We start from the raw sequence: 12,061 nt of genomic DNA on the forward strand, positions 1-12,061 counted from the left end.
AAACACAACAACAAAATAACCCCCAACTGACTCACCACAGCTTGACACCGAGCGTACACACTCAATTATGAAGAGCCACTTTGCCTGTTTCGATTCCCGTCTGTTTGGACACCGCTCGCTGTATCGTTGCGTCTCGTTCGTGTCTGTTTGAGGTAGTGCCGGGGCGAGCAGGTCTCGGTGATAGTCCCCAGAAGAAGTCTCGATGACGGCCGATGAAGAAGGCACGGTTATGGCTTCGCCGGGAGTTTAGTTCTGTTCTGCTTGGCGTTACTTGTGCTTTCCAAGTGGGAGAATGTGGGTATGAGATCTTGGGAGCGTACTGACCGGCCGATTGTTCTTGCCCACCGCGGGGGAGCCGACGAGTATCCAGAGAACTCCGTTGAAGCCTTTGAGGGAATGCAGTCCCAGGGCTTCAACTACATTGAAACAGATGCTCACTCGACGGCTGACGGTGTGCTGGTACTCATCCACGATCCGCTTCTCGACCGAACAACGAACGGGTCGGGTCCGATCTCTCTCAAGGACTGGGCGGACGTCAAAGAACTGCACGACGAATCGGGGAACGCCCCGATGAAGCTCGAGGATGCACTCGAGCAGTTCCCGAACATCGATTTCAACATTGACATCAAGGCGAACTCGGCTCTGGACCCCATGATCAGGTTGCTCCGCTCGGGTCGGTACAACGACCGGGTTCTCATTGCGTCGTTCTCGGAGAAGCGGCTCCGGAGAATCAGGAAGCACGTACCAGGGATTGCCACGAGCATGGGAACGGCCGCCGTTACGCGTCTCTTTCTTGCGTCCAAGGCACCGAAGAAGCTCCTCAAGACTCTCATGAGGGGAGTGCCGGGGCCGAGGAACGGGGCCGTGTGCGTTCAGATACCGACGAGTTTCCGTGGCATCCCGATCCTGAGCAAGGATCTCGTGGACCTTGCTCACGAGCACGGCATCGCCGTCCACGTGTGGACCATCAACGAGGTCAAGGACATGATCGAGATCCTGGACATGGGAGTGGACGGAATCATCACGGATCGACCCAACCTTGCCCGGAATCTCCTCAACACACGTTACGGCGAACAGGACGCGTAGCAAGAGGGTTCTCGACCGAGCAATCCCGCTCTGGGATACCTCTGAAACTCTCGTAGAAAGCCAATCTAGTGGCTCTCTTTCCATAATCTTCCGTAAGCTGACCTCACGCAACGTGACGGGAGTGAGATCTCAACCCGGATGTTGAGCGTAGCCACTTTGGCGACTGAGTTTTTGAGTCACTGATAGATAGTGAATGACTCACTTATCCATGGGGGACGAATGCCATGACTGAGACAGTATCTCCCGACGTTTCCTCCCACGACGAGAGTGAACCCGTCGAGCGGGAACTCAAATCCGCGCAGCAATGGTGGTATCTCGATCCGGGCGGAGCCGTTGGAGGCTTCGCCTTCGGCGTCCTTGCGATTACGCCGTCGCTCCTACCTCGGCCGGCACTCCTGCAGGGCGTTGCTCTCGGATTCTCCGTTGGCTACCTCCTCGGCGTCATCGTCTGGAAGTTCATCCGGAAGATGGTCTGGCCGAACGGCGACCATCCCAGGGTTTCTCGCCGCTGGTGGATCGCGTAGGTCGTTGCGTGGCTTCTCGCCATCGCGGGCCTGTACCCCTTGACGTTCGAGTGGCAGAACGAGATCCGCGAACTCGTTCAATTGGAACCTCTGCACGTGTTGAGGTTCTTGCCGTTCCTCATCGGTTTCCTCGTCGTATCCGCGATCTTCATCCTCATTGGCAAGTCCGTCACTCGCCTCTACAACAGGTGCGAGCAGAGCCTGAAGCCGGTGGGGGCCTTCCTCGTCTCGTTCGTTGTCGTCATACTGTCGATCTCGCTTGCCAGTAGCCTCCTGTACTACGGGGTGCAGATCCACTTCCGTAATTCCAACGGCTTCCCCTACGACGATCTTGAGGCGCCCACGACCGAGTTCAAGTCGGCAGGCCCGGGTTCCGCGGTCGAGTGGGACACCGTCGGCAGGCACGGTTCCCTGTTCCTCGGGGCTGGCCCCTCCGCGCAGGGTATTGAGGACATTACCGGCAGGGAAGCGCTCGAACCCATTCGGGTGTACGCGGGGATGAAGACGGCACCGACGGCAGAGGAACGCGCCGAGATCGTTGTCGACGAACTGCTCCGCACCGGCGCATTCGATCGCGAGATTCTCGTTGTCGCGACCACAACGGGCTCGGGATGGTTGGAGCCGCAAACGGTTGACTCCCTGGAGTACTTGTACGGTGGAGACACAGCCATCGCCGCCATCCAGTACGCCTTCGTTCCCAGCTGGGTGTCGTTCCTCTTCGACCCTGAGCTTCCCGACGAGGCCTCAGCCATTCTCTTTGAAGCGGTCGAAGCGGAATGGCTGAAGCTACCGGAAGACGATCGGCCCGAACTCATCGTGTACGGTCTTAGCCTCGGCGCGAGCGGCAGCCAGGCGGCCTTCGCAGACCTCGCCGACCTGCGTTCTCGCACGGATGGCGCACTTTTCGTTGGCACACCGAACGCCTCCGCCATGTGGCAGGAGCTCCAGAACAACAGGGATCCTGGTAGTCCCATGGCGCTGCCCGTCCTCGACAACGGACAGGAGGTGCGCTTGATGTCCGGCCGCGGCGATGTCTCAGGCCCCACTGCCGAGTGGGAGCATCCGAGGGTCCTCTACCTCCAGCACGAAACCGACCCCGTCACCTGGTTCTCCTGCGACCTGTTCTTCCAGAAACCGGAATGGTTGGACGAGGATCAGAGGAGCGAACACATCTCCACCTCCATGAGATGGATCCCGATCATCACCGGCCTTCAAGTGGCCGTCGACCTGCTGGGCGCGGACCAGGTCCCCGCCCACGTCGGTCACAACTACGGAGATGTCATCGTGCCTGCCTGGATTAACGTCCTGGGAGACCCGGGACTACCAGAAGAAACTCTCCAAGCAATCCAGGATGAGATCGAAACCTACGCTACGATCATTCCCTTCGACCAATAAGACGATTGGTCCATTCGGCAAGCAAGAACGATGGTTCCCTTCGACCAGGAAACCGTCACCAGTTAGCGCTGGCCGGGAGCCACCCCAGGTAGTGGTCGTGGACCTAGTGGTAGTGGACAGGTTGGGGAACCTAGGCGAGATAGTGGTCAGGCCCAGCAATCACACAAGTGAAAGCTGGGCCTGATGACAGTGGTACCCCGAACAGGATTCGAACCTGCGACCTTCTGCTCCGGAGGCAGACGCTCTATCCCCTGAGCTATCGGGGCGTAACTACTACGCGATTACTGACTTTATCAGGAACGCTCGCGACAGCAAGAACCATGCCCCTGTGACATGTCATGCACAGAGCGCGTCCTGGCCCACACTTGATGGACCGAGGTGTTTGCGCGGGCACGCCATCGCTAGAATGTCACCATGACTCCAGACGAACTAAGTGCGCTTATCGATTCCGTCCTTCACGGGGCGGTTGCGGACGGGACCATCAACCTGTCTGAATCCGACCTTCCCACGGTCAAGGTGGAGCGCCCCCGCAATCGCGATCACGGCGATTGGGCAACGAACATTGCCATGCAGCTCGCTAAGAAGGCAGGTACCAACCCGCGTGAACTGGGCACCATTCTTGCCGAACGACTGGAGAGCCAGGAAGGCATCGACGAGGCAACCGTGGCTGGCCCCGGCTTCGTCAACATCCGCCTCGCGGCGGGAGCCGCGGGCGAACTTGCCCGCACCATCCTGAACGCGGGCCGCGAGTACGGCCGCAGCAACGCCGCCCCTGGCGCCGTCAATCTTGAGTTCGTTTCTGCGAACCCGACCGGCCCCATCCACCTCGGTGGCGTGCGATGGGCGGCAGTGGGTGACTCGCTTGCTCGCCTCCTCGAGGCCGCGGGTGCAACCGTGACCCGCGAGTACTACTTCAACGACCACGGCGCCCAGATCGACCGCTTCTCCGAGTCCCTGCTCGCCCGCGCTCGCGGCGAAGAGGCACCCGAGAACGGCTACGGCGGCGCCTACATCTCCGATATCGCCAATCGCGTTCTCGCGGAATGCAAGGAAGCCGGTGAGCCGGATCCGTTGACCCTGCCCACGGAGGAGGCACAGGAAGTCTTCCGTGCCCGCGGCGTGGAACTCATGTTCGGCGAAATCAAGGCGGCGCTGGCCAACTTCGGTGTCGAGTTTGACGTGTACTTCCACGAGGACACCCTCCACGAGTCTGGAGCCGTTGATCGCTCGATCGCGGTCCTGCGCGAACGCGGCCACGTCTATGAGAAGGACGGCGCAACCTGGATCGAAACCACCTCCTTCGGTGATGACAAGGATCGCGTAGTCATCAAGTCCGACGGTGAGGCCGCATACTTTGCTGGCGACATCGCCTACTACCTCGACAAGAGGGAACGCGGAGCCGACCACGTCATCATCATGCTCGGTGCAGACCACCACGGTTACATCGGCCGCATGTACGCCATGGCACGCGCCTTCGGCGACACCGCGGGTGACCGCCAGAACCTCGAGATCCTCATCGGCCAGATGGTCAACCTGGTGAAGGATGGGGAGCCCGTTCGCATGTCGAAGCGCGCCGGCACCATCATCACCCTCGAGGATCTTGTTGACGCCGTTGGCGTTGATGCTGCTCGTTACTCCCTTGTTCGTTCCTCGGTTGACACGACCCTCGAGCTCGACCTGGACCTGTTGGCGTCCCACACGAACGAGAACCCCGTCTACTACGTCCAGTACGCGCACGCACGCACCCGCTCCGTTGCTCGCAACGCCGCCGATCACGGCGTGACCCGCGACGGCTTCAACCCGGCCGCTCTCGACCACCCGGCCGACAGCTCCCTGCTTGGAGTGCTCGCGCAGTACCCGGAGGTTGTCGCCCAGGGCGCGGAGCTCCGTGAGCCGCACCGCGTGGCTCGCTATCTCGAGGAGCTCGCAGCGGCCTACCACACCTGGTACGGGCAGACTCGCGTCACCCCTCGCGCCGATGAAGAAGTGACCGACGGTCACGTTGCTCGCCTGTGGCTGAACGACGCCACGACACAGGTACTGGCAAATGGTCTCGATCTTGTTGGCGTCTCAGCACCGGAGAAAATGTAAATGCCTTTTGCACCACTCGCGCACGTCCCAGCACCCGAACCGGGCGAGGGCCCCTGGCCCCGCAACCTCACCCGAGAAGCAAACGGAGAAGTGGCCCTCGCAGGCCACACCCTGACTGAACTGGCGGAGAACGGCACCCCCGTTTACCTGGTTGATAAGGACGATATGGTGGCGCGGGCGAAGGCTTGGGTCGACGCCATAGGTGAAGGCGACGTCTACTACGCTGGAAAGTCGTTTCTCACTCCCGCCGTCGCACGGTGGATGTACGAGGAGGGTCTCGGTATCGACACCGCCTCCGAGGGTGAGCTCCGCACGGCACTGGCCGGGAGAGTACCCGGTGAGCGGATCGGCCTGCACGGAAACTCCAAGTCGGACTCGACCCTGAAGCTTGCTCTCGAGAACTACATCGGACGCATCGTTGTCGACTCCCCGGGTGAGGTCGAGCAGATCGCCACCATCGCTTCCGAGCTCGGTGTCGTTGCTCCCTGCCTCGTGCGCGTCACGACCGGCGTGCACGCCGGTGGTCACGAGTTCATCGCAACCGCCCACGAGGATCAGAAGTTCGGTCTGTCCCTCGCAACGGGCGCCGCACTCGAGGTGGTGTCGGAGATCGCCAAGAACCCGCACCTGAAGTTCCTTGGCCTCCACTCCCACATCGGTAGCCAGATCCTGGATCCCCAGGGATTCGCGGCTGCGGCCGACGCCGTCATCGAGTTCGCCGGCGAGCTTGCCAAGCGCGGCATCGAGGTTCACGAGGTGGACCTGGGCGGCGGTTACGGCATCCAGTACACGGGTGAGGATCCGGCGCCCCAGACCGAGGTGGAGATGATTGCGGGCATCCGTTCCGCTCTCGAATCCGCGTGCGACAAGGCCGGCATCCCCGTGCCCCGCATGTCGATCGAACCCGGTCGTTCCATTTCCGGTCCCTCCGGCATAACCCTCTACACGGTCGGCGCTACGAAGGACGTCATGACCGACGATGGTGTGCGCCGCTACGTGAGCATCGATGGTGGCATGAGCGACAACACCCGTCCCGCCCTCTACGGAGCCAACTACACGGCGCTGCTGAACAGGGAATCGGATGCTGAACTGGTGCCGACCCGCGTTGTGGGCATGCACTGCGAGTCGGGAGACATCGTTGTTAAGGACGTTGCCCTGCCCAAGGACGTCACCCGCGGTGACCTGCTCCTCGTCGCAGCGACCGGTGCGTATGGTCGTTCCATGGCCTCGAACTACAACATGGTTCGCAAGCCGGGAGTCCTCGCCGTGTCCGATAGGGGGACGGCTTGGCTGATGAGGCCGGAAACCTGGGAAGATGTCCTCGGACTCTTTCCGGAACTCTAAGTAACGGAACCCAAACTCTAGACATCGCCAATCGGAGGAAGAATGTCAGTCAAGATTGCCCTGCTCGGGTGTGGAACTGTGGGCACCGCAGTCGCGAAGGCCCTCAAGGCTCAGGCCAAGGACTTCACTCAGCGCGTTGGCGCTGAACTGGAGCTCGTCGGAATCGGCGTGCGTAGCGTTGGAACCCCGCGCGATCCCGAGATTGATCGCAGCCTGCTGACGGAGGACCTCGACACGCTGGCAACCAGCGCTGACATTGTCATCGAGCTCCTCGGCGGCATCGAGCCCGCCCGCTCCCTCGTGCACAAGGCAATCGAATCCGGCGCCTCCGTCGTGACCGGCAACAAGGCTCTCCTCGCCGAATACGGTCCCGAAATCTACGAGGCCGCGGCCCAGGCAAACGTCGATGTCTACTACGAGGCGGCCGTCGCTGGCGCCGTTCCGGTCGTGTACGGCCTGCGCGAGTCGCTCGCCGGCGACCGGGTCGAGGCCGTGGTAGGCATCCTCAACGGCACCACGAACTTCATCCTGGACGAGATGGAAAACAACGGCCTGTCGTTCGAAGAGGCCCTGAAGCTGGCTCAGGACCTCGGTTACGCCGAAGCAGATCCCACCGCCGACGTCGATGGTCACGACGCTGCCGCCAAGATCGCTATTCTCGCGTCCCTGGCGTTCCACACGCGCGTCTCCCTCAAGGACGTGCCCACCACCGGGATCCGCGCCATCACTGCACAGAATATTGCCGAGGCCAAGGAAGATGGCTTCGCCATTAAGCTGCTGGGCATTGCCCGCCGCCACGAGCACGGCATCGAACTGAGCGTGGAACCGACCATGGTTCCGCTCGATCACCCGCTCGCCGGAGTGCGTGGCTCCTTCAACTCCGTGGTTGTCGAGTCCGTCGGGGCCGGCAGGCTCATGTTCTACGGTCGTGGTGCAGGTGGCGCCCCGACCGCCTCGGCTGTTCTCTCCGACGTTGTTGCCGGTGCATCGCACCGCGTTCACGGCGGTCAGGCACCCCGCGAACTTACGTACGGGGACCTGAAGATCCTCACACCCGAGGACGGCATCGCCTCCTACCGGATCGATATTGCCGTGGAGGACAGGACCGGCGTGCTCACCCAGCTGACGGGCGCTTTTGCGGATAATGGAGTGTCGATTCTGGCGGTGCGACAGAGCCAGGTTGATGATGAGAGTGCAAAGCTCATTGTTACGACCCACGCGGCGCGCACAGCTAGCGTAAAGTCGGCTATCGAGGTTATTGAAAAGGCAGACTACGCCAAGTGCGTTCTGCAGGTTATGAGGGTAGAGGGGAACTGATGGCACACCAGTGGCGTGGCCTGATTAATGAATACCGGGAGAGGCTTCCGTTTGTGGAGTCCGATCCCGTTGTCACCCTGTTTGAGGGTGGCACACCGCTCGTTCCCGCACCGAAGCTATCGGACCTCGTGGGCGCCGACGTTCACGTCAAGGTTGAGGGCATGAACCCGACCGGTTCCTTCAAGGACCGCGGCATGACAACGGCCGTGTCGAAGGTGAAGGCCGCGGGCACCGAGATTATCGCGTGCGCCTCCACGGGCAACACCTCCGCCTCAGCGGCCGCGTACGCCGTGGCCGCGGGCCTTGGTTGCGCGGTGATCCTGCCGGCAGGCAAGATCGCTGCCGGTAAGCTCGCCCAGGCCATCGTGCACGGCGCGAAACTTGTGGCCGTCGATGGCAACTTCGATGACTGCCTGCGCATCACACGCGAACTGACCGACCAGTACCCGGTTGACCTCGTGAACTCGGTGAACCCGTACCGCCTGCAGGGGCAGAAGACCGCCTCATTCGAGATCATCGATGCCCTCGGTAAGGCGCCCGACATTCATGTTCTTCCCGTGGGCAACGCGGGCAACATTACCGCTTACTGGATAGGGTACAACGAGTACGCTGGCCGCACCACCCTCGCCTCCATCGACGATACCGCTCTGCACCTGGAGAAGGTTGTGGACACGGTTCCGCAGATGTGGGGCTTCCAGGCCTGGAACTCGGCACCCCTCGTACTTGGACATCCCGTTGAGAACCCCGAGACCATCGCCACCGCCATCCGCATCGGCAACCCCGCGTCCTGGAAGTACGCGGAAGAGGCACGCGACAACTCCAGTGGCTTCATCGATCGCGTGACCGATGAGGAGATCCTCGAGGCGCAGGCACTGCTGGCCTCCGAGGTTGGCATCTTCGTTGAACCCGCCTCCGCCTCCTCGATTGCGGGTCTCATCAAGACCGCGAAGGCAGGGAACGTGCCCGCGGGTGCAACGATCGTGTGCACCGTGACCGGTAACGGACTCAAGGACACCGCGACAGCTCTCGAGGGCCGCAACATCGATCCCGACGTCATCGAACCGTCTCTCGATGCAGCAGTGAAGGTCCTGGGGCTCTAATGCGGCAGGTGACCGAGACCCTCCGGGTGAGGGTTCCCGCTACGTCCGGCAATCTTGGCCCGGGCTTCGACTCCATGGGCATGGCGCACGGGATCTACGACGAAGTCGAGGCAACGCTCGTTGCCGGCAAGACCACAGTCGAGGTTCTTGGTGAGGGCCAGGACGAGCTTCCCACCGACGATTCGCACCTCGTGGTGCGCGCTCTCATGCGCGGCTTCGAGTTTGCGGGTCTGCCGCTCGCTGGCGTCAAGATGGTGTGCCGCAACGGCATTTCCCAGTCCCGCGGCCTCGGCTCCTCCGCTGCCGCCGTTGTTGCTGGTTTGACGCTCGCCGCAGGCTTCCTGGGCCGGCCCGACCTGTTCACGAAGGAAGATATCCTCACCCTCGCAACCGAGTTTGAGGGACACCCCGACAACGCGGCACCTGCGATCTTCGGTGGGGCAGTGGTGTCCTGGTCCGGAGCGGGACGCTCCCACGCCGTGAGCCTTGATCTGCACCCCCAGTTGCGCACCACCCTGCTGGTTCCCACGAGCATCTTGCCGACCTCGACGGCGCGCGCGGCCCTGCCCGCCACGGTTCCGCACGTTGACGCGGCCTTTAACGCTTCCCGTAGCGCCCTTCTTGTGCACGCACTGGGTCACGACCTTGACCTATTGCAAGAGGCAACAAGAGATCGGCTCCACCAGGAGTACCGTGCCAGTTCCATGCCTGCCTCCGCCGAGGTTCTTGACGCTCTCCGTTCGGCCGGATGGCCGGCGGTGATCTCCGGCGCGGGTCCTGCGATCCTCGTTCTGGATGAACTGGATGCTCAGACATGCAGGATTCTTGAGGCACGCGGGTTTGCGGTCACAACCCCTGGCATTGGCCAGGGTGCTCACATTGTTGATTAAATAACCGATATTCTGTCTCAACCTGGTACGCTGGCCCTATCACCACTTGAAGTGAGACGTGGCCTCGCTCGTTCACGGTGACATCCCACAGCGCTAGTTCTTTGGGGCATTGAGTCAATTTTTCTCCCAATGAGCGCTGGTCAGCACAGAAAACTCGCCCGCTTCCACGCGGGATTCGAGGAAGGAAACTAGTGAGCGAAAATTCCTCCGCTCCTCGCAAAGCACTCACTGCGATGCGACTAGGCGAACTCCAAGAGCTCGCCGCCACCATGGGGCTTGAACTCGATGCTAAAGCCCGTCGAAATGACTTTATTTCCGCCATCCGCAAAGCCCGCGACGCAGGTCGTCCCGTTCCGCAGGATGCCCCCTCCGCTCAGGAAGATGCCTCTTCCGCACCCGTAGAGAACACGAGGGAAGCACAGCAGGCTCCCGCGATTGAACTCCCGGAACCCGCGCAGGCAACGGAATCCGCACCCGACCTGCCCGAAGACAAGCTCGCCGCGCTCGAGGCACTCGGTGAGGCCGCCTCCCGCAAGGCCGAAGAGGCGTACCGTCGCTCCTCCCGCGGCCGACGCGACGAGGATGATCGGGGTCAGAACACGAACCGCGATCAGGACTCGGAGGATGAGGGGGACGGTCGCCGTCGCCGCAACGATCGCCGCCGTGACCGGGGCAACCGCAACCGTGACGATCGGGGTCGTAACGACCGCAATGATCGTAGCGACCGTAATGATCGTAACGATCGCAGTGATCGCCGTGATCGTTCGAACCGGCGCAACAACGAGCGTCAGAACGATGGCGACTCGGACTTTAACGATCAGGTGCGCGACGGAGATGTTCTCCTCAAGGTTGCCGGCATCCTCGATATCGATGGCAACAACGCCTACCTGCGCACCGCCGGCTACTTGCCCGGCCCGAACGACGCCTACGTGTCGGCCGCCCTCATCAAGAAGAACAAGCTCCGCCGTGGCGACGCCATCGTTGGTGCTGTGCGCGATCTCGGTGAGTCTTCGGGTCAGGGACGCCAGTCCCGCCAGCGCCACAAGTTCAACCCGCTCGTACAGATCGACTCGGTTAACGGGCTCTCCCTCGAGGATCTGCTCAAGCGTCCCGAGTTCGGCAAGCTGACCCCGCTGTACCCGAACGAGATGCTCCGCATGGAGACGTCGCCGAAGGCGATCACTCCGCGCGTCATCGACCTCGTGGCGCCGATCGGCAAGGGCCAGCGTGGTCTCATAGTGTCGCCCCCCAAGGCCGGCAAGACGATGATCATGCAGCAGATCGCGAACGCGATCGCCGTCAACAATCCTGACGTGCACCTCATGGTTGTGCTGGTTGATGAGCGTCCGGAAGAAGTGACGGACATGCAGCGTATGGTCAAGGGTGAGGTCATTGCCTCGACCTTTGACCGTCCCGCAGCGGAGCACACCGTTGTTGCTGAGCTTGCCATCGAGCGTGCGAAGCGCCTCGTTGAGCTCGGTCAGGACGTTGTTGTTCTTCTTGACTCGATCACCCGCCTCGGCCGCGCATACAACCTGGCGGCTCCGGCCTCCGGTCGTATCCTGTCCGGTGGAGTTGACGCCGGCGCTCTCTACCCGCCGAAGCGCTTCTTCGGTGCGGCCCGCAACGTCGAAAACGGTGGTTCGCTCACGATCGTGGCTTCCGCTCTCGTCGAGACGGGTTCGAAGATGGACGAGGTCATCTTCGAGGAGTTCAAGGGCACCGGCAATATGGAACTGCGCCTGTCCCGTCAGCTCGCTGACCGCCGTATCTTCCCCGCGGTCGACGTCAACGCGTCCGGCACCCGCCGCGAAGAGCTTCTCTTCAGCCCCGAAGAGCTCAAGATTGTGTGGCAGTTGCGCCGCGCACTCGGCACGCTCGAGGTTCAGGAGTCCTCCGACTTCCTTCTCGGCCGCCTGCGCAAGTCTGAATCGAATGGCGAGTTCCTCATGACCATCGCCAAGTCGATGCAGAAGTCTGGAGAGTAGTCTCACAGGCCCGCCCCTTGCGGGGCGGGCCACTCCAGCACCATAATTACCTGACGGCTTTCGGTTCACCGACCACGCAGAAATGCGGCCTCTCGCAGAGCGGGAGTTGGGTTCGGACCCGGGGCATCAACGATCCAAGGAGAATACTCATGAAGCAGGGAATCCACCCTGAATACTATGTCACCGAGGTTACTTGCACCTGTGGCAACCAGTTCACCACTCGCTCGACCGTAGCTTCGGGCGAAATCCGCGCCGATGTTTGCTCAGCCTGCCACCCCTTCTACACCGGCAAGCAGAAGATTCTGGACACCGGTGGTCGCGTGGCT

Annotated in this window: 9 protein-coding genes, 1 tRNA gene and 1 pseudogene; 10 read left to right on the forward strand and 1 reads right to left on the reverse strand. The window is 61.8% G+C overall.

Going from position 1 to position 12,061, the window contains the following annotated elements; all coding sequences use genetic code 11:
- Positions 1-300 precede the first annotated feature (300 nt).
- The 3 genes and pseudogenes from QMB98_RS04010 (at position 301) to QMB98_RS04020 (ending at position 3,005) form a co-directional block, all read left to right on the forward strand.
- Positions 301-1,086: a glycerophosphodiester phosphodiesterase gene (locus QMB98_RS04010; protein WP_371684374.1), complete on the forward strand. Its 786-nt coding sequence runs from the start codon at positions 301-303 to the stop codon at positions 1,084-1,086.
- Positions 1,087-1,310: 224 nt separating this feature from the next.
- Positions 1,311-2,030: pseudogene (locus tag QMB98_RS04015) on the forward strand (alpha/beta-hydrolase N-terminal domain-containing protein); the annotation flags it as partial.
- Positions 2,031-2,096: 66 nt separating this feature from the next.
- A complete protein-coding gene (locus QMB98_RS04020; protein WP_371684399.1) occupies positions 2,097-3,005 on the forward strand; it encodes an alpha/beta-hydrolase family protein in 909 nt (302 codons plus the stop codon).
- 190 nt (positions 3,006-3,195) lie between these two features.
- Here the strand turns inward: QMB98_RS04020 and QMB98_RS04025 are convergent.
- Positions 3,196-3,271: transfer RNA gene (locus tag QMB98_RS04025), tRNA-Arg, on the reverse strand.
- Positions 3,272-3,419: 148 nt separating this feature from the next.
- Here QMB98_RS04025 and argS point away from each other — a divergent pair.
- From argS to rpmE, 7 genes are all read left to right on the forward strand, one after another.
- Positions 3,420-5,096, forward strand: coding sequence for an arginine--tRNA ligase (argS, locus tag QMB98_RS04030; protein ID WP_371684375.1), 1,677 nt, complete (start codon positions 3,420-3,422; stop codon positions 5,094-5,096).
- Positions 5,097-6,440: a diaminopimelate decarboxylase gene (gene lysA / locus QMB98_RS04035; RefSeq protein WP_371684376.1), complete on the forward strand. Its 1,344-nt coding sequence runs from the start codon at positions 5,097-5,099 to the stop codon at positions 6,438-6,440.
- Between the two features lie 42 nt (positions 6,441-6,482).
- Positions 6,483-7,757 carry a homoserine dehydrogenase gene (locus tag QMB98_RS04040; RefSeq protein ID WP_371684377.1) on the forward strand — a complete coding sequence of 425 codons (1,275 nt, stop codon included), beginning with the start codon at positions 6,483-6,485 and terminating at the stop codon, positions 7,755-7,757.
- Positions 7,757-8,857, forward strand: a complete 1,101-nt coding sequence (gene thrC / locus QMB98_RS04045; protein ID WP_371684378.1) for a threonine synthase — start codon at positions 7,757-7,759, stop codon at positions 8,855-8,857. Before QMB98_RS04040 ends, thrC begins: the two co-directional genes overlap by 1 nt.
- A complete protein-coding gene (gene thrB / locus QMB98_RS04050; protein WP_371684380.1) occupies positions 8,857-9,747 on the forward strand; it encodes a homoserine kinase in 891 nt (296 codons plus the stop codon). The genes thrC and thrB overlap by 1 nt, the downstream gene beginning before the upstream one ends.
- 191 nt (positions 9,748-9,938) lie before the next feature.
- Positions 9,939-11,735, forward strand: coding sequence for a transcription termination factor Rho (gene rho / locus QMB98_RS04055; RefSeq protein ID WP_371684381.1), 1,797 nt, complete (start codon positions 9,939-9,941; stop codon positions 11,733-11,735).
- Positions 11,736-11,884: 149 nt separating this feature from the next.
- On the forward strand, positions 11,885-12,061 hold a 177-nt coding region (gene rpmE, locus QMB98_RS04060), incomplete at its 3' end, for a 50S ribosomal protein L31 (RefSeq protein WP_371684400.1).

Source organism: Flaviflexus sp., from assembly GCF_041440645.1.
GTDB lineage: Bacteria > Actinomycetota > Actinomycetes > Actinomycetales > Actinomycetaceae > Flaviflexus.

Bases quoted from the DNA above. Each gene is read 5' to 3' on its own strand.
- argS (WP_371684375.1), top strand. From the start codon at position 3,420: ATGACTCCAGACGAACTAAGTGCGCTTATCGATTCCGTCCTTCACGGG.
- thrC (WP_371684378.1), top strand. From the start codon at position 7,757: ATGGCACACCAGTGGCGTGGCCTGATTAATGAATACCGGGAGAGGCTT.
- QMB98_RS04010 (WP_371684374.1), top strand. From the start codon at position 301: ATGAGATCTTGGGAGCGTACTGACCGGCCGATTGTTCTTGCCCACCGC.
- lysA (WP_371684376.1), top strand. From the start codon at position 5,097: ATGCCTTTTGCACCACTCGCGCACGTCCCAGCACCCGAACCGGGCGAG.
- QMB98_RS04040 (WP_371684377.1), top strand. From the start codon at position 6,483: ATGTCAGTCAAGATTGCCCTGCTCGGGTGTGGAACTGTGGGCACCGCA.
- thrB (WP_371684380.1), top strand. From the start codon at position 8,857: ATGCGGCAGGTGACCGAGACCCTCCGGGTGAGGGTTCCCGCTACGTCC.